The 18421-nt window shown below is 67.9% G+C and carries 15 protein-coding genes; 2 read left to right on the forward strand and 13 right to left on the reverse strand.

The features are described from left to right. Positions 1-392: 392 nt before the first annotated feature. The 5 genes from ACVCL3_RS12245 to ACVCL3_RS12265 all read right to left on the reverse strand — a co-directional run bounded on the left by ACVCL3_RS12245 (position 393) and on the right by ACVCL3_RS12265 (position 6421). A complete protein-coding gene (locus ACVCL3_RS12245; RefSeq protein WP_447107231.1) occupies positions 393-3080 on the reverse strand; it encodes a zeta toxin family protein in 2688 nt (895 codons plus the stop codon). Between the two features lie 116 nt (positions 3081-3196). Beyond that, positions 3197-3589: a hypothetical protein gene (locus tag ACVCL3_RS12250; protein ID WP_447097354.1), complete on the reverse strand. Its 393-nt coding sequence runs from the start codon at positions 3587-3589 to the stop codon at positions 3197-3199. Between the two features lie 168 nt (positions 3590-3757). Then, positions 3758-4342, reverse strand: coding sequence for a hypothetical protein (locus ACVCL3_RS12255; protein ID WP_447101436.1), 585 nt, complete (start codon positions 4340-4342; stop codon positions 3758-3760). Between the two features lie 129 nt (positions 4343-4471). Continuing rightward, positions 4472-5296, reverse strand: a complete 825-nt coding sequence (queF, locus tag ACVCL3_RS12260) for an NADPH-dependent 7-cyano-7-deazaguanine reductase QueF (RefSeq protein WP_447101437.1) — start codon at positions 5294-5296, stop codon at positions 4472-4474. A 126-nt stretch (positions 5297-5422) separates the two neighbouring features. After that, positions 5423-6421, reverse strand: a complete 999-nt coding sequence (locus ACVCL3_RS12265; RefSeq protein WP_447101438.1) for an aldo/keto reductase — start codon at positions 6419-6421, stop codon at positions 5423-5425. Between the two features lie 105 nt (positions 6422-6526). On the opposite strand from ACVCL3_RS12265, the gene ACVCL3_RS12270 reads away from it, so the two are divergent. Further along, on the forward strand, positions 6527-7426 hold the full coding sequence (locus ACVCL3_RS12270; protein WP_447101527.1) for a LysR substrate-binding domain-containing protein: 900 nt from the start codon (positions 6527-6529) through the stop codon (positions 7424-7426). A gap of 122 nt (positions 7427-7548) precedes the next feature. Here the strand turns inward: ACVCL3_RS12270 and ACVCL3_RS12275 are convergent, their stop codons facing one another. Continuing rightward, entirely contained in the window at positions 7549-7872 is a 324-nt protein-coding gene (locus ACVCL3_RS12275) for a hypothetical protein (RefSeq protein ID WP_395120521.1), read from the reverse strand. A gap of 433 nt (positions 7873-8305) precedes the next feature. Between ACVCL3_RS12275 and ACVCL3_RS12280 the strand changes: the two genes are divergently transcribed. Beyond that, entirely contained in the window at positions 8306-10642 is a 2337-nt protein-coding gene (locus ACVCL3_RS12280; RefSeq protein WP_447101439.1) for a DPP IV N-terminal domain-containing protein, read from the forward strand. A gap of 109 nt (positions 10643-10751) precedes the next feature. Here ACVCL3_RS12280 and ACVCL3_RS12285 read toward each other — a convergent pair whose 3' ends face one another. From ACVCL3_RS12285 to ACVCL3_RS12315, 7 genes are all read right to left on the reverse strand, one after another. Then, a complete protein-coding gene (locus ACVCL3_RS12285) occupies positions 10752-12680 on the reverse strand; it encodes a M56 family metallopeptidase (protein ID WP_447101440.1) in 1929 nt (642 codons plus the stop codon). Between the two features lies 1 nt (position 12681). Continuing rightward, on the reverse strand, positions 12682-13068 hold the full coding sequence (locus tag ACVCL3_RS12290) for a BlaI/MecI/CopY family transcriptional regulator (protein WP_395120517.1): 387 nt from the start codon (positions 13066-13068) through the stop codon (positions 12682-12684). 99 nt (positions 13069-13167) lie between these two features. Next, positions 13168-13611, reverse strand: a complete 444-nt coding sequence (locus ACVCL3_RS12295; protein WP_395120516.1) for a nuclear transport factor 2 family protein — start codon at positions 13609-13611, stop codon at positions 13168-13170. Between the two features lie 48 nt (positions 13612-13659). Further along, a complete protein-coding gene (locus tag ACVCL3_RS12300) occupies positions 13660-14529 on the reverse strand; it encodes a helix-turn-helix transcriptional regulator (protein ID WP_447101441.1) in 870 nt (289 codons plus the stop codon). A gap of 34 nt (positions 14530-14563) precedes the next feature. Next, positions 14564-15589, reverse strand: a complete 1026-nt coding sequence (locus ACVCL3_RS12305) for a ribonucleotide-diphosphate reductase subunit beta (protein ID WP_447101442.1) — start codon at positions 15587-15589, stop codon at positions 14564-14566. Positions 15590-15604: 15 nt separating this feature from the next. After that, positions 15605-15829 (reverse strand): hypothetical protein, encoded by a 225-nt coding sequence (locus ACVCL3_RS12310; RefSeq protein ID WP_447101443.1) that lies wholly within the window; start codon positions 15827-15829, stop codon positions 15605-15607. 17 nt (positions 15830-15846) lie between these two features. Then, a complete protein-coding gene (locus ACVCL3_RS12315) occupies positions 15847-18285 on the reverse strand; it encodes a ribonucleoside-diphosphate reductase subunit alpha (RefSeq protein WP_447101444.1) in 2439 nt (812 codons plus the stop codon). Positions 18286-18421: the final 136 nt, after the last annotated feature.

Raw genomic sequence — 18421 nt, forward strand, 5'->3', positions numbered from 1 at the left:
GCCGGTGCTCAGTGTAGGGGCGGCCGTCGGCCCGGCGCCTGCACCATTGGTCATGGTGAGGTGGCGTTGTCGCCTCACCGGGAGAAGCCCGAGCAAGCTTCTTCCCGTCATTCCGGCGAAAGCACACTGCCGTCCGGAACAGTTTCGTGTCGTGACGCAAAAAAGCGCCATGGCGCAAGGTGAGGCGCTCTACAGTCGAGCGCCACTTACTCAGTGCCGTGATTCCCGCTTTCGCGGGAATGACGACAGGGTGAGTTCAAACTCTGAGTCGAGCTGCAGGCGACGACCACGCTGCGGTTGTGCGGCAATACTTCCAGTGTCCGCCAGCGAAACCATTCCGGAAGGCAGTGTGCTTTCGCGGAAATGGTGAGCAAAGGCTTGTCCAGGCCTCCCTATCGCCCCATCGCCTGCGCCGGCTGCACCTGCGCCTGTTGCCTCTGCTGCATGATCAGCTGGTCGAGCTGCCGGAACATCGCCTCCGGTGGCTGTTGCATGGCCGCGGCGTGGGTGGTCGTGGTGCAGGGCAGGAACGATGAGGAGTCGCGGGTCAGCACGCCGCTGTCCGGCCCGATGCGGCCGGTCTGCGGACCGGGCAACAGCTGCACCTGGTCCGGCTGGCGAGCGTGTACCGGCCGATCGAGCATGACGGCCGCGGTGGCGCGATCGAGCTGATCGGCGCTGCGCGCGATGCCGTACTGGGCATAGGCCGCACCGACGTGTTCGCGCATGTTGACGAATGCGGCATGGCGCGGGTGGTCCGGGCGGCGCAGGTCGCAAGGTTCGAGCGACGACGGATCGCGCGACGGCGTCTCGGCCACTCGCACTGGGGACTGGTACAGATGCGGCAGTTCGCGCCGCGACCAGTCGCGGCTGGCGTCGTCGACTGACCGGGCCACCGCGTCGAACACGCTGACCGGGGTGCGGCGCTCGACGGTAAGGTAGGTGTTCCCGGGCGCGCGCTCGTTGGTGACCAGATGCATCGCCATGGCCTTGCCTTCGCCGTGCAGCTCGACCCGCGCCGCCGGACCCAGGCGGTCGGCGCTGTGCCGGTCCAGCAGCGCGGCTGCCGCCCGCTCGCTGTGCTCGCCGTGCGCCATCCGCACTCGCTCTTCCATCGCGTGCACGTGCTGCAGCAGGGTGCCGTAGCTCGCGTGCAGAGGGTGGCCGGGATGGCGGAAGTCGTGCAGGTGCGGCGGGATGGGTGGAACGGCGGCGTGCGCCGGCGTTTGTTGCGTGGCGTGGGTTGCCGCGTGCATGGCGAACGTCGTGGAGATCAGCTGCGCGGTGGCATCGAGCTCCGCGCGCAGGTTGCCCTCGGCCACGTTCCGACCCCACAGCCGGCCCGGCGTGCTCCAGTGGCCCCGCGCGTCGCGGGTGTAAGCATGGCCGTCGGAGGCGTCCAAGATGTTCGTGGGCGCATGCAGTGCGTCGGTTACCGCATCGGGCAGGGGGCCGAGCTGTTGCCAGCCGCGTTGCGCGTAGATCGCCTGATAGCGCGCGGCGATGCCGCGGCGGGAGTGCGCCAGATTGTCGGCGAGGGTGGCATGCGCGGCGGCATCCAGGGCGGCGGTGCGTGACGGCGTGGCGGTTTCCACGTGCGTGCTCTTGAGGCCGTGCTCCAGTACGGCGTCGGTGACCGTGCGCGACCACGCTCCCGAGGCGGCATCGCGCTGCCATGGCGCGGGAAGCCGGCTGGATGTGTCTTGCGCACTGGCCGGCTGGGTGTACGGATCGCGCGGTGGGGCCGGGTGGGCCAGGGCCAGTTCCACCGCGGTGTTGTTGGCTTGAAACGTGAGTTGCGCAGCCAGCGCGGGATCGGCCCGGACACTGCGCCAGCCCGGCGTGGGCATGACGCCGTAGCCGACCACCGGATGGTTGGCCGCATAACCGATCTCGCCGGTGGGCACCTCCCGCGTCCAGCCATGTTCCGGATGCTGCGGGTCGTGGTGCCAGCGGCGGCCTTGCGCATCGGCCTGGTTGTGGATTTTGTGCTGGTCGTGCCAGTCGACCAGCTTGTCGCCGGCAACCGCCCCGCCGATGCCTCCCACGCCGGCGACGATCAGATCCAGCGGGCCGGACTCGATCCCCGCCGCGCCCAGGACTTGCGCCCCCAGCAGTGCGCCGCCGAGCATGCCCAGGTTGCGCGAGCCGAAATGCTCGACCGCCGAGGCGGCGCCCGTCGGGTTGTCCTGCTGCAGCAGGGTGGCCGTGTGGCGCGCGGTGGTCGTGGCGTCCCAGACGACGGCGGCGGCGCTGGCGAAGCCCAATCCCTTGACGACGTTCGGGTGTACCCGGGTGGTGTAGTCCACATGGGTGATCCGGGAGAGGTTGCCCTGGACGCCCTCGACCACCCTGGAGGCATCGCGCTCGATCAACAGGCGTCGGGCCGTGTCCGATGCAACCTTCGGGTTGTCGGTGATCGCTTCGGGCAACGTCTCGTGCCACAGCCGCTGATCCTGCCAACTGCGTTTGAGGCTGCGGGTGATCGCCGGATCGTGCAGACGCGCTTCGCGCGCCTCGATCAACGCCTGTCCCGGCGAGCGGGCATCGGTGCGGCTGTCGTAAAGCTCGCGGCCTTCGCGATCGAAGAGGCGGATGGGCGTGGTCGTTTCCGCGTGGATCGTGTCCAGGCTCGCCGGCACCTTGTCGTAGATCGCGTCGCGCGCACCTTCGGGGACGTGGCGGCCGTAACCGTCGATATTGAGCTGGTCCAGAAACCGTTTGTCGACGCCCAGTTCGCTCTCCAGCTTGGGCGATGCCACCACCCGCACCTCGACGTCGTAGCCTTGGGCCTGCAGGTCGCGGATCAGCTCGGCTGACCATGACCCATTGCTCAGCGTAGTATCGAAGATGAAGTGCTTGCGCCCTGCCACTGCCGCCTCGCGCAACTCGTCGGCCCACTGGCCGGCGTCGGCTTGGGTGTGACTTGACCAGGTGTAGGGATGGGCGGAGCGGAACTCCTGGACGCGGGGGTGGTAGTCGCGCAGTTCGTCGGGATCGATGGGGACTATGTCGCCATGAAACTCGTGAATCGCGGCTTGGGTCAGTCCACCTTTTCCTGCGCCTGGTTGCCCTCCCAAGATAATCGCCTTCGGTCGCGCATGAGGCAGCGCTTCGTCCAGTTCACTTCGAGGGACGACCGTTTCGGAAAACACGCGTGCATGAGTCAGAGGGTCGAGGATGTCGGCAGAGGAGCTCATTTTTCGAACGCTTCCTTGTTCGCCTGGAAGTACTCCCACAGCGCGTCATCGGCTATCCATCGACCTTTTGATCGGGCACGCCCCATAAGCAGATTCTTGGCTTCTGCCCTCGCGATCGCCTCCGCATCGCCACTGGCTTCAGCGGCGTGCAGTTCGGTGCCGGCTTCGTCGATGAAGGTTCCCAGTCTGCTTTCGAGCACCCAAATCGCACGATCAAACGGCCCAACGCCCGCTGAGGACGTTTCGACTACATAGTTCAGCACCTCCTGCAGTCGATCGATGTGCCCCGGATAGTCCTTGAGCATTTCCCGCAGACGCTGCGGAACCGGGGGCGGGGGCAGTTTCGGCATCGTGATGTCCTTGTCGGTCGTGTCGATCGGAAGCGCCACGCATCGCCGGCATCCTGCGCCAGGCCTTGGGCGGTTCGTCGAGCCTACCGCGAATTCCGGCACGGGTCTGTCAGGTGTTTCGGCTTTTCATCGCAGGCGGCACAACCCGGGGATGCAGGCAACTTTTCCCGCGGGAGCCACCATGAACAGCTGCGCCTTCGCGACGCTTCACGGCTTGCCGATGCTGAAGTCCTGGCTGGCGGCAGGCTTGCCGTCGACGGTGATGTCCACGGTGTACTTGCCTTCCGGCCACAGGTCCGGGTTGTGCACCTGGAAGGTGGTGATCGCCGGGCCATCGGTGGCGATCGACTGGCTGATCTTGCTGACCAGCTGGCCGCCGCCTTCGAGGTAACGCCAGGTGGCGTCGATGGTGGCGTCGCGGCTGCTGCCCACGGTGGCCACGCTGGCGTAGAGCGTGTGATCGTCGGCGTCGAAGCGCTCGGCCGCGTGGGTGACCTGGTGGCCCTTGTCGACGGCGTCGCCCACGGTCAGCTTGGCAAAGGCCAGCGGCGCCGGTGCAGCGGCCGCGGCCGTCGTGGTCGCCGGCGCGATGGCGCTGCTGGCGGTCGGCGCCGCGGCCGCGGTGCGCGCGGGGGCCGGCGTCGGCAGCACCGACGCCGCGGAAGCGGCATTGCCAGCGGGGGTCGCGGCGGGGGTGGCCGGTTCATCGTGCTTGCCGCAGGCGGCGAGCAGCAGCAGGCTGGCCAGGCCGGCGCCTTGCAACAGGCCCATCAAGACAGTTGATCGTTTCATCGGAACTCCATGGACGGTTGGTCGGCATGACCCACCCGCCGAGGCTAGCGCCGCGCAAATGAAGCGCCGATTAGCGGCCGCGTGCGCCTGCCGAACTTTTCACGCGGTGGTGACAGTGCGTTGCCGCGACTACTGGCGCACCGTGCGCGGGTTGTCCGGCGTGGCCGGCGTGCTGCTGCGGAACGGATTGATGTCCAGCCCGCCGCGGCGCGTGTAGCGCGCGTGCACGCGCAGCTGCAGTGGCGCGCAGCGGCGGGTGAGGTCGACGAAGATGCGCTCCACGCATTGCTCGTGGAATTCGTTGTGGGTGCGGAACGAGACCAGGTACCGCAGCAAGCCGGCGTGATCGATCGGCGCGCCGCGGTAGGCGATCTGCACGCTGCCCCAGTCGGGCTGGCCGGTCACCGGGCAGTTCGAGCGCAGCAGGTGCGAGACCAGCGTTTCCTCCACCGCGGTCGCTGCGGCATCCGCGCGCAGGTACTCGGGCCGCGGCGGGCCGTAATGGTCGATCGCGAGGTCCTGCGCGTCGAGCAGCTCGCCGTCCAGCTCGACCACCGGCAAGGCCGCGGCGCGCAGCGGCGACAGCTCCACGCCGACCACGGCGCCGGCGGCGGCGGAGAGGTCGTGGCGCAGGGTTTCGGCGAGCGTGTCGATATCGGCGATGGATTCCTGCGCGAAACCGTTCAAGTACAGCTTGAACGATTTCGACTCGATGATGTACGGCGACGCCGCCGGCACGCGGAACTCGGCCAGCGCCACCTGCGGCTTGCCGCGCGGGTCGAGCCACGACAACTCGTAGGCATTCCAGATGTCCACGCCGTGGAACGGCAGCGTCTCCGCCACGCCGATCTGCGCGCGATTGTCCGCGCGCGGGATCGGAAACAGCAGGCTGGCGTCGTAGCGGTCGGCGTAGACGGTGTCCTTGCCGAGCGGGGAATGTTCGGGGGTGCTCATTTGCCCAAGTTTACCCCGCCGCTTCTCGCAGGAGCCCGCTCGCGGGCGATGCTCTTGCTTTTGCGAATCCCGGCATCAGGAGCATCGCCCGCGAGCGGGCTCCTGCGGGTCTTTCGAGTTCCGTCATTACGCGTTGACCATCCGCATTCCGCTGCTGACGTAGCGCTCGCCGCTGGCCGCGTCGGGCGGAAACACCGCGTCGATCGCCTTCAGCTCGGCGGCGCTGAGCTGCACGTTCAGCGCGCCGAGGTTTTCGTCCAGCCGGCTGCGCTTGCGGGTGCCGGGGATGGCCAGCACGTCCTCGCCCTGCGCCAGCACCCAGGCCAGCGCCAGCTGCGCAGGCGAGCAGCCCTTGTCGGCGGCGATGGCTTTCACCTGCTCGACCAACTGCAGGTTGCGCGCAAAGTTGTCGCCAACGAAACGCGGGCTGTGGCGCCGGTAATCGTCGGCCTCGAAATCGTCCGGCGAACGGATCGCGCCGGTGAGAAAGCCGCGCCCCAGCGGCGAGTAGGCGACCAGGCTCACGCCGAGCTTGCGGCACGCGGCGAGCATGCCGTTGGTCTGCGGGTCGCGCGTCCACAGCGAGAACTCACTCTGCAGCGCGGCGATCGGATGCACCTTGCAGGCGCGCTCCAGCGTGGCGCCGGAGGCTTCGCTCAGTCCCAGGTAGCGCACCTTGCCGGCGGCCACCAGCTCGGCCATCGCGCCGACGGTTTCCTCGATCGGCACCTGCGGGTCGACGCGGTGCTGGTAGTACAGGTCGATGGTGTCGATGCCGAGCCGCTTCAGGCTCGCGTCGCAGGCGGCGTGCACGTATTCCGGGCGACCGTTGACGCCCCGTGCCTGCGCGTCGTTCGGGTCCAGCATGATGCCGAACTTGGTCGCCACGAAGGCCTGCTCGCGGCGCCCCTTGAGGGCCTTGCCGACCAGCAGCTCGTTGGTGTGCGGACCGTACATGTCGGCGGTGTCGAGCAGGTTGAGGCCGCGCTCCAGCGCGTGGTGGATGGTCGCGATCGATTCGGCGTCGTCGTGTGCGCCGTAGAACGCGCTCATGCCCATGCAGCCGAGGCCGAGGGCGGAGACGCGGGGGGCAGCGGAACGGTTGCCGAGGGTGCGGGTCTGCATGCGGATGGCTCCGGTGGGTGAGGGTGGACGCATGGTGCGCCGTGACGGGGATTCGATAAATACTCAATAATGGCCATCATCATTCCACGAGTAACAACAATGGCGATGGACCGGCTGCAGGCCATGCGGCTGTACACGCGGATCGTCGAACTGGGCAGCTTTACCGCGGCGGCGGGGGACCTGGACCTGCCGCGCGCCACCGTCACCCACGCGATCAAGCGCCTGGAGGCGCGGCTGGGTGCGCAGCTGCTGCTGCGGACTACCCGCCGCGTGCAGGCGACCCGCGACGGCGAAACCTACTACCGCCATTGCGTGCGGTTGCTTGCCGACGTCGACGAGGTGGAGTCCGATTTCCGCGAGGCGCGGGTGCAGCCGAAGGGACGCCTGCGCGTGGACCTGCCCGCCTCGCTGGCGAGCCTGCTGGTAATTCCCGCGTTGCGCGATTTCTTTGCCCGCTATCCGCAGATCCACCTGGACATCGGCACCGGCGACCGCTTCGTCGACCTGGTGCGCGAAGGCGTGGACTGCGTGCTGCGCATCGGCGAACTGGCCGATTCGGACATGGTCGGCCGCTGCGTCGGCCGTTTCGAGCTGGCCACCGTGGTCAGCAGCGCCTACCTGCGCCGGCATCGCGCGCCCGACTCGCTCGCCGCGTTGCAGGACGGCCATGTGGCGGTGAACTGGATCTCGCCCACCACCCGCCGCGTCGAGCCGCTGGAGTTCATGGTCGGGCGCAAGCGCCGCGAGGTCGCGCTGCCCGGCTGCGTCAGCGTCAGCAGCGCCGAAGCCTATTACCGCTGTTGCGAGGCCGGCCTGGGCATCGCGCAGATCCCGCGCTACCGCGTCGCCGCCGAACTCAAGCGCGGCCAGCTGCGCGAGCTGCTGCCGGCGTTCCCGCCACCCTCGCTGCCGATGACCGTGCTCTATCCGCCACAACGCCAGATGCCGGCGCGTCTGCGTGTGTTCGTCGACTGGCTGGTGGAGCTGACGGCGGCGCTGCGTTGATGCTGCGGCGGACAGGCTCCTCGTTGCCGACAAATGGCGCGATCCGGCCAACCCTGGAAAAACAACAGCCCCTCGCCTGGGGCTCGGGGCTGCTGGCTGGTCAACGACCGGATGCGGGACGATCAGGAATGGCTTTTGATCGCCTTGCAGGTGGGGGCCGAGATGGTCGGCGCGGCGCCCATGATGCCCGGCGTCATGCGTGCCGAACAGTCGAACGTCCGTCCCGATTTCGTCGCTGCCGTATAGGTGTAATCCTGACCGCCCAGTGCGTCCGGCTTTCCGGCGTTGACGTCAGTGATCGTCAGCTCCTCTGAAGAGGCCAGGCCGAGCATGTGTGCGGTTTCGGTTTGCAAGGGCACCATCGCATCGGTCGTCGACATGGTGGCGCAACCGGACAGCGCCAGGGCGAACAGACAGCTGGCGGTCAATGCATTGCGTGTTTTCATCAATAGTCCCTATTTTGATGTCATTCCAACGTAGGTGAATGCACGGCACTCGAGGCGGATGAAACGCCTCACGCGGGTTGTTTCACAGGCAACAACCGCGCGCCAAGTCGAGCTTGCAGGGCGTGCCGGCCGGGCAATCTTGCCTTCCTGATACCGGTCCAGTCCAGAGTCGGAGTGGGTTGTTCGCATGTCGAACAGGTGGGTCTTTGCATCATGGCGATCCGCAACAAGCGTGTTCGCCATTCCGTGTCGTCCACCGGCCAGTTCCGCGGTAGGCGAAACCCTGCGGCGGCGCATCGTGCCGAAGGGGTGGGTGGCGGGTGACGTGGACCTTTGGCACAGAGTGGGCAAGGCGATATCGCGCTAGCATCGGCAGGACGTGTGTCGACGCAGCCACCGGCGGTTGCGCATCCGGGTTCGGGGAGATCAACAGATGTATTCAAGGTTCGGCAAGTTGCGCCTTTGTGGCGCGGTGTTTCTGGGGCTGTTGTCCGGCGTCGCCGCCGCGCATGGGCGGGTGCTCGACGCGAATGACTACGCGCAGGCCGAGCGTTTCATGAGCTACAACACCACGCCGCTGGTCGACCACGCGGTGACGGCCGTGCATTGGCTGGACGATGGCCATTTCTGGTACGTCGACCATGACCAGCGCGGCGATCACTTCATCCGCATGGATGCGGCCAGCGGCAAGGCCATGGCGTTGTTCGACCAGGCGAAGCTGGCCGCGGCGCTGGGCAAGGCCGGCGGCAAGCCGGTCGACGCGATGAAGCTGCCGGTGACCGCTTACGAGGCGAAGCCCGACGGCCGCATCGACGTCACCGTGCGCAGCAAGCACTACGTGTGCGACCTCGTCGCCGCCGAGGCCAGCTGCGTCGATCGCGCCACGCTGGTGAAGACCGGCAAGGAACCCGGCGCGCTGTCGCCGGACGGCAAGAGCGAGGCCTTCATCCGCGACTGGAACCTGTGGCTGCGCGACGTCGCGACCGGCAAGGAAACCCGGCTCACCACCGACGGCGTCGAGAACTTCGGCTACGCCACCGACAACGCCGGCTGGAAACACACGGACAAGGCGATCGTGGAGTGGTCGCCCGACTCGAAGCAGATCGCCACCTTCCAGCAGGACCAGCGCAAGACCGGCGAGATGTACCTGATCAGCACCACGGTCGGCCATCCGAAGTTGAAGAAATGGAAGTACCCGCTGGTGGGCGACAAGGACGTGACGATGATCGAGCGCGTCATCATCGACGTGGCGACGAAGAAGGTCACGCGCCTGCAGATGCCGCCGGACCAGCACCGTTCCACCCTGTGCGACGACGTCAGCTGCGGTCCGGACGGCGGCTGGGATGACGTGAAGTGGGCGCCCGACGGCAAGACCCTGGCCTTCGTCTCCACCTCGCGCCATCACAAGCACGCGTGGTTCCGCATCGCCGATGCGGCCACCGGCAAGGTGCGCACGGTGTTCGAGGAAACCTCGCCGACGTATTACGAAAGCGGCAACGGTGCGGTCAACTGGCGCTACCTGCCGGCCACGCATGAGGCGATCTGGTTCAGCGAGCGCAACGACTGGGGCAACCTGTACCTCTACGACCTCGACACCGGCAAGCTCAAGCACGCGATCACCACCGGCACGGGCAACGTCACCGAGGTGCTCAAGGTCGATGCGAAGTCGCGCACCGTGTGGTTTCGCGGCGTGGGCCGCACGCCGGGTGTGAACCCCTACTACCAGCAGTTCTTCAAGGTCGGCCTGGATGGCGGCAAGCCGGTGCTGCTGACGCCGGAAGCGGCCAACCACGAGATCACCCTGTCGCCCGATGGCAAGACCTTCGTGGACGTCTATTCGACGCCGACCGCGCCGCCGGTCACCGTGCTGCGAGCTGCCGACGACGGCCGTACGCTTGCTACCGTGGCCCGCGCCGACATCACCCGATTGAAGGCGGCCGGCTGGGTGCCGCCGGTGCCGATCACGGTCAAGGCGCGGGACGGCAAGACCGAGTTGTACGGCATGATGTTCAAGCCGTCGCACTTCGATGCCTCGAAGAAGTACCCGATCATCGACTACATCTACCCGGGCCCGCAGACCGGCTCGGTGCGCGGGCGCAGCTTCTCTTCCGCGCGCGCCGACCACCAGGCGATGGCCGAGCTGGGCTTCATCGTGGTGGCGATCGACGGCATGGGCACGCCGTGGCGCTCCAAGTCGTTCCACGACACCTGGTATGGCGACATGGGCGACAACACGCTGCCCGACCAGGTCGCCGGCCTGAAGGAACTGGGCAAGCGCTACCCGTGGATCGACCTCGACCGCGTCGGCATCTGGGGCCACTCCGGCGGCGGCAACGCCTCCACCGGCGCGATGCTGCGCTACCCGGATTTCTTCAAGGTCGCGTGGTCCGAAAGCGGCAACCATGACAATCGCCACTACGAGGACGACTGGGCCGAGAAGTACCAGGGCGAGCTGGTCAAGAACAAGGATGGCAAGAGCAACTACGACGACCAGGCCAACCCCAACCAGGCGGCGCGACTCAAGGGCCGGCTGATGCTGGTGCACGGCACGATGGACGACAACGTGCCGCCCGGCAACACCCTGCTGATGGTCGACGCGCTGATCAAGGCGAACAAGGACTTCGACCTGCTGATGATCCCCAACGCCCACCACGCCTACGGCGACGCCACCCCCTACGTCACCCGCCGCCGCTGGGACTACTTCGTGCACTACCTCGCCGGCGACACGCCGCCGAAGGAGTACGAGCTGAAGGCGTGGCCGTGGAAGTGAGCGCGACCGTTTGATCGAGGGCAACGCAAAGGCCGGGTGCAAACCCGGCCTTTGCTGTTACGGGAGATCTCAGGCGTCGATGCGAGAGGCTTTGCCGGATGCGGCGCGCTCAATCCCGCGCGGTCTTCTGCGCCAACCCCTTCGCCACCGCCTCGTCCAGCAGTTGCGCCATCTGCTGCTCCGCCTTGGCGGAGGCGGCTTGCTGGCGTTCGCCGAGGATGGCCTGTTGCTTGCCGAGGGCTTCCTGTTGCTTGCCCAGCTCGGCCTGTCGGGCGGCCAGGGCCGCCTGTCGATCGGCGACGTCGGGTTGCTGCTTGTCGAGCTGCACGCGGGCGGCGTCGAGTTCGCGCTCCCGGGCGTCCAGCGCGGCGGAGGATGCGGCGGAGTCGCTGCGGCCGACGAGGGCGGCGCGACGGGCGGCCAGTTCGGCGGCCCTGCCGGCCAGTTCGGCCTGGCGCGCGGCGAATTGCCCCTGATCGGCGGCGATGCGGCCCTGCTGTTCGCCCAGTCGGCCCTGTTTCTCGCCCAGCGCGCCTTGCTGCTCGCCCAGCTTGCCCTGCTGTTCGGCCAGGGCGGAAAGCGGTGCGTAGATCGCCTTGGCCCGTTCGAGGGTGGCGCGGTCGCGGATCGTCCAGGACGTGTCGCCGCGGCGGAACCACAGCAGGGGCTCGCCGCGCTGATGCAGCCGGCGCACGGCGGCGAGATCGGCGTCGGTGCCGTTGACGGTGGTCGAGTTGCCGTCCAGCAGGGCGAAGGCGTAGCCGGTGTCGTCGTGGGTGCTGATCATCATGTGGCTGCCCATGCCGGTGATCGGTGCGGGCGGTGCGGGAGGGGCCGGCGGTGCTGGCGGTGCCGGCGGTGCCGGTGGAGCGGCCGGCGCGACCATGGCGGGCAACGCGGGCGCGGTGGCCGGTGGCGGTGCGGGCGGCGCGGGCGGTGGCGGCGCCATCCACGCGGTGGAAGCACTGCGCGCGGGTGGCGCCGGTTGATCGGACGCCGCGGCGGTGACGCGATACGGCAGCACGCCGGCGATCGCGATCACGGCAACCAGCAGCCAGCCCTGCACGCGCTGGCGGGGAAGCATCGGGGTGTGTTGCAACATGGTCAGTCGCCTCTTGAGGTTGCCGAACGAAGGGGACGCGCCGGCCAGGCCGGCACGCAGGGGATGCGCCACGCCCAGCTGCAGCAGCAACCGGCCATAACGCTGCGGTTCGGTGTCCGGCTGCGCCAGCACCTGCGCGTCGCACGCCGCCTCGCGCGCCAGTGCGTACTCGCGCATCGCCCACGCCACCAGCGGGTGGAAGAAGAACAGCCGCTGCGCCATGGCCGGAATCCAGCCCAGCCACAGGTCGCCGCGCCGCACGTGAGCCAGCTCGTGGATCAGCGCCAGCGATGCATCGCCTTCGCTCAACGCCTGTCCGGTCGGCAGCAGGATGGTGGGGCGACGCCAGCCGAGTACCTGCGGCGAAGCGATCGCGGCGGAGGCGCGCAAGGCCGGCGCGCGGCGCAGGCCCAGGGCGTGTGCCTGCGTCGCGCATTGCGCTTGCAGCGACGCATTGGCCACCGGCGTGGATTCGCGCAGCAGCCGGCGCGCTTGCCAACCCTGACGAACGATGGCCGGCAGCTGCGCCAGCAAGCCCGCCAGCCACAGCAGGGCCAGCGCCAGCGGCGCGTGCGCCAACCAGCGGGGCGCGGCGGGCGACGCCGGTGTCGGCGCGCGGTTCTCGTGCGGTGCCGCCGCGACGCTCGCCGTGGCGTTGACCAGCAGGTTGGCCGGCGCAGGCGTCGACACCACCGCCGCGTCGAGCGTGCGTTCGACCGCCGGCGGCGACAGCAGCCGCAGCTGCAGCGGCGCATGCCAGACCATGCCGGCCAGCAACTGTGCGCCGACCAGCCACCACAAGGTGCAACGCATCGCCGCCGACAGCCGCGGCAGCAGATGCACCAGCAGGGCGAGCAGGCCGATCAGAATCACCGCCTGCAGCGAAGTCCAGCCCAACCGGGCCAGCAGCGAGATGACGACGTGGTCGATGGACATGTCAGGACTCCCGCCGCCGGCTCTGCAACTGCGCCACCAGCGCCTCCAGCTCGGCCAGCTCGTCGTCGCTCACTTCGGCGCGCTCGGACATCCACGCCACGAACGGCGAGACCGAACCGCTCAGGGTCTTCTCGACGAAGCTGCCCACCGCGCTGCGCATCGCCTCGCCGGGGCCGGTGGCGATGCTGTAGCGGAACATGCCGCGCAGCTGCTTGCGCTTGAGATAGCCCTTGCCGCGCAGCCGCTCCATCATCGTCAGCACGGTGGAGCGGGCCAGCCCGCGCGGCTCGCCGAAGCTGGCGGCCACCTCGCCGACAGAAGCGGTGCCGCTCTCGTCGATGTGCTGCAGCAGCGCCAGTTCCTGGTCGCCGATGGAAGGTTTGCGCATGCCCGTTCCCGCTTGACTACAGTTGTAGGCAAGCTACGCCATGCTTACATCTGTAGTCAATAGCCCGCGTGGCCACCCTGCCGAAGGTCATGCAGCGGGTTACGGTGTCGCCACGCGGGTCGCCTGGGTGAAGATCACTTGCCAGCGGCCGTCGCGCTCGCGCCAGATGTCGGCAAAGCGCAATCGCGCCTTGAACGGCTTGCCCTCGCTGCTGCCCTCCAGCGTGGCCACGCCGCCGAGCACGGCGCCACCGGGCCAGTGGCGCACGACCTCGTGCTCGACCGTGAACGGTTTCAGCGAATAGCCGGGGGCGGTGTAGTCGCGGATGAAGTCCGCCTTGTTCTCGACCCGGGCGCGGCTGTTGAACAGCACGTAGTCGTCGGCGAGCAGGCGCTGCAGCGCCGCGCCATCGCCTTCGACCTGGGCGCGGTCGAACGCGGCCACCGCACGGGCCAGCGCGGGCGGCAACGAGGCGTGCGGCGCGGTTGCCGCGGCGGGTGCGATACCCAGCATAAACGCGAGCAGGGTGGCGGACAGTTTCATGGTGGCCTCCGTCGAAGGCCCGGCGAGCGGCCGGGCATGGCTCCGACGCTAGGACTCCGGCCGGTGTGCCGCTATCAAATTCTTGCCCGTGCGGGCCAGCGCCGACGGATGCAGGGTCGCGCGCGCGGCGCGCGGGGTCAGTCCGACATGTCGCCGGAAGGTGGCGCCGAAATGGCTCTGATGACTGAAGCCCAGCTCGCTGGCCAGTGCGGCGAGATTGTCCGCGCCGTGGGCGAGGCGGTCGAGTGCGAGCGCGATGCGCAAGCGCGTGCGGTAGACGACCAGGCTGCTGCCGCAGGCGCGGCGAAACAGGCGCGAAAGGTGGAACGGCGAGCAACCGGCATGGGTGGCGAGTTCGGCCAGTCCGACGTCTGCGGTCGGATCGGCCAGCAGCACTTCCTGCACCCGGCCAAGTCGACGCCGGGTGGTTGCGGACAGCGGCGCGATGCTCGCTGCAGCATCGTGCCGAAGCACCGCGGTGCACAGTGCGGCGGCCGCCTCCTCCACCCGCAGCCTGTCGCGCCCGTCGTGGGCGAGCGCCGCGTGGAGCGCACGATGCCGGTACTGGTCGACGGCTTCGACCGGTCGCGCCGCGTCGGCCGACCCGCGCAGGCGCCGGCCGAACAGCGCCTCCTCGTGCGCGGGCGCCACCTCGAAACAGCTGCCGGCGTCGCCGCCCTCGAACGGGTGCGAGATGCGGTAACTGTCGCCGGCGCGGTAGAGCAGGGCGGTGGCGGGGTCGCCCACGTATTCCGCCCCGCGCACGTGATAACCGAAGCCGCCACGCCGCAGCAGTACCAGGTGAGTGCGCTCGTCGCCGCGTTCGCCGCCGCAACCACCGCGCGGGTGGCTGCAGTCGATGTCGGTGATCCGCAGCAGCGGACTGTCGAACAGCACGGTGAGACGGGAGGCACCCATGGCTCGCTCGCTGGGGGCAGGGTGCGCCAGCGTCTCAGAACGCCATGTCGAACGCCACCTCGCCCTGCACGCCGACCTGGTAGGCCGAGACGCGGCGCTCGAAGAAGTTGGCCAGCTCCTGCACATCCTGCAGGTCCATGAAGTCGAACGGGTTCTTCGCGCCGTACTTCTTCGGCATGTCGAGCTGGGCAAAACGCTGGTCGGCGCAGTATTCGAGGTACTGGCGCATGTCCTTCACCGACATGCCGGCCACGCCGCCGGACAGCACGTCCTCGGCGAACTGGGTCTCGCAGGCGATCGCGTCCTCCATCATCTGCTCGACCTGCGCGCGCATGGCGTCGTCGAACAGCTCCGGCTCCTGCTCGCGCACGGTGCGCACCACCTCGAAGGCGAACGCCATGTGTCCGCTCTCGTCGCGGAACACCCAGTTGGTGCCGGCGGCCAGTCCGTGCAGCAGGCCGCGCGAGCGCAGGTAGTAGACGTAGGCGAACGCGGCGTAGAAGAACAGCCCCTCGATGCAGGCGGCAAAGCAGATCAGGTTGAGCAGGAACTGGCGCCGGTGCTCGCGCGTCTCCAGCCGGTGCAGGCCCTGGATCGAGTCGATCCACTTGAAGCAGAACGCGCCCTTCTGCCGGATCGACGGGATCGTCTCGATCGCCGCGAACGCGGCGTTGCGCTCGGCCGGGTCGGGGATGTAGGTGTCCAGCAGGGTGAGGTAGAACTGCACGTGCAGCGCCTCCTCGTACAACTGGCGCGACAGGTACATGCGCGCTTCCGGCGCGTTGATGTGCTGGTACAGGTTCAGCACCAGGTTGTTCGACACGATGGTGTCGCCGGTGGCGAAGAACGCCACCAGGCGCCGGATCAGGTGGCGGTCGGCCGGCGACATCTTCGTGTCGAGGTCGCGCGTATCCATCGAGAAATCCACCTCCTCGACGGTCCAGGTGTTCTTGATCGCGTCGCGGTACCTCTCGTAGAAGCCGGGGTAACGCATGGGGCGCAGGGTGAGTTCGAAACCGGGATCGAGGATGTGGGCGTTGCGGTTGGGTTGGGCGGACATCATTGTTCCTTCGATTCAAAGCTTGCGTGCATAAGCGTCATGCGCGAAGCGGCTGACATAGGTGGCGAGGCCGAGGCCCGCTTGCGCGAGTTTCTGCATGTTCGCGACGTGCTCGCGGCCGGTGGCCTCGTCGGTGTATTCGTAGGCATCACCGTTGACGAAACGGATGCGGATGAAGCCGTCGCCGTATTCGTACGCGGCGACGCCGGAGTGGCCGTGGAGATTCCGGTAACGCTTCATCGCGACATCTCGTGGCGCTATTGGCAGGCCTCGCAATATTCCGGGTTCTCCAGTGAACAAAACACCGCGGCCGTGGCTTGGGCCTGATCGGGTACCGCCGCCACCGTGGTCTTGGCGATTCTTGTGGCCGGCCTCGAGCGCAGGTAGTACGTGGTCTTGATGCCGGCCTTCCACGCGTACATGTACATCGAGCTCAGCTGGCCGATGTTCGGGTTTTCCATGAACAGGTTCAGCGACTGGCTCTGGTCGACATATGCGCCGCGCGCGGCGGCCAGGTCGATCAGCGACTTCTGCGGCAGTTCCCACACCGTGCGGTAGATCGCGCGCAGGCGTTCGGGGATCGCGGCGATGCCCTGCACCGAGCCTTCGGCGAGCTTGATCGCGTCGCGGATTTCGGACGTCCACAGTCCCAGCGTCTTCAGTTCGTCGGCGAGATGGCGATTCACCTGCAGGAAATCGCCGGACAGCGTTTCGCGCTTGAACAGGTTGCTGACCTGCGGCTCGATGCACTCGTAGCAGCCGGCAATCGAGGCGATGGTGGCGGTGGGCGCGATGGCGATCAGCAGCGAGTTGCGCAGGCCGTTTTGCTTGATCTTCTCGCGCAGCGCGTCCCAGCGTGTGCTGTCCTGTGGCGTGGCGTTCGGCCAGTGATCGAACTGCAGCTCGCCATTGGCGGCACGGCTTTCGGCAAAGCCTGGATGCGGACCTTCGGCTTCGGCCAGTTCCGCCGATTGCGACAGGGCATTGAAGTAGATCTCCTCGGCGATGCGGGTGGACAGCGCCAGCGCCTCGGGCGAGTCGAATGGCAGGCGCAGTTTGAAGAACACGTCCTGCAGGCCCATCACGCCGAGCCCGACCGGGCGCCACTTCATGTTCGCGTTGCGCGCGGTGTCGATCGGGTAGAAGTTGAGGTCGATCACCCGGTTGAGCTGGCGCACTGCAGTGCGCACGGTCGAGGCGAGCTGGTCGAAGTCGAACGCGCCATCGCGCACATGCCGCGCCAGGTTCACCGAGCCCAGATTGCATACGGCCGTCTCGGTCGCCGAGCTGACTTCCAGGATCTCGGTGCACAGGTTGGACAGGTGGATCACGTTCCCGAATTTGGCCGTCTGGTTGGAGGTGGCGTTGCAGCGGTCCTTGAACGTCATCCAGCCGTTGCCGGTCTGCGCCAGCGTGCGCATCATGCGTGCGTACAGTTCGCGCGCTTTCACGGTCTTCACGGCGAGGCCATCGGCTTCGGCCCTGCGGTACGCAACATCGAACGCCTCGCCCCAGCTGTCGACGAAGTGCGGCACCACCTTCGGATCGAACAGCGACCAGTCGCCATTGCTTTCGACCCGGCGCATGAACTCGTCGGGAATCCAGTTGGCGATATTGAGGTTGTGCGCGCGGCGGGCGTCGTCGCCGGTGTTGTCGCGCAGTTCGAGGAAGTCCTCGATGTCGGCATGCCACGATTCCAGGTACACGCAGGCGGCGCCCTTGCGCTTGCCGCCCTGGTTCACCGCGGCCACCGAGGCATCCAGCGTCTTCAGCCACGGCAGCAGGCCGTTGGAGTGGCCGTTGGTGCCGCGGATCAGCGAGCCGCGCGAGCGCACCCGCGAGTACGCCAGGCCGATGCCGCCGGCGAACTTGCTGAGCTTGGCCACGTCGGCGTACTTGTCGTAGATCGACTCCAGCGAGTCGACCGGCGAGTCGAGCAGGTAGCACGAGCTGAGCTGCTCGTGCGCGGTACCGGCGTTGAACAGGGTGGGCGAACTGGCGAGGTATTTCAGCGAGGACAGCAACCGGTACAGTTCCAGCGTCTCGCCGATCTCGTTGCCGCCCAGCGCGCAGGCGACGCGCATGAAGAAGTGCTGCGGTGTCTCGATCACCAGGCGCGTTTGCGGATGGCGCAGCAGGTAGCGGTCATACACCGTGCGCAGGCCGAAGTATTCGAAGCGGCGGGTGGCGAGCACGTCGATCGCGTCGTTGAACTTGCGTGCGTTGGCGGCCACGAAATCACGCAGGCGGTCGTTGAGGATGCCCAACTCGGCGCCGCGCGCGATCGACTGCGAGTAGCTCTGGATTTCCTGGCCGCCGACCTCCTTGTCGATGTACGCGCCGAGCAGGCGCGCGGCCAGCTGGCCATATTCGGGTTCCTCCGCGGTCAGCGCGGCGGCGGTGCGGATCGAGAGCTGATCCAGCTCGGCGGTGGTGGCGCCGTCGTACAGGCCGCCGATGGTTTTCAGTGCCACGCGCAGCGGGTCGACGCCGTGCAGCCCTTCGGCGCTGCGCGTCACGGCGCGCACGATCTTGTTGACGTCGACGGCTTCCTGGCCGCCGTTGCGCTTGGTCACGTGCATGGAGGCCGCGCTGTGCGGCGGGGTCAGCGCGAACGCGGTGTCGGTTTGGTGGGGGGCGGGTGTTTCGGCGGGCGCGACGGCGCGCTCGCGTTCGGTGGTATCGAGGGCTTGCATGGCAGGTGGCTCCGGCTGGACATCAAACGCCTGCTCCCGCGCGCAGGGCCTGATAGCGAAAGATTCCGGAGGCGGCGCGCAAGCCGGGCGCCGTGCGGCGACCTGGCTCCACGACGCACTTCCCCGCGGAAGCCGT

The sequence above is a fragment of the Rhodanobacter sp. UC4437_H4 genome (assembly GCF_052978425.1).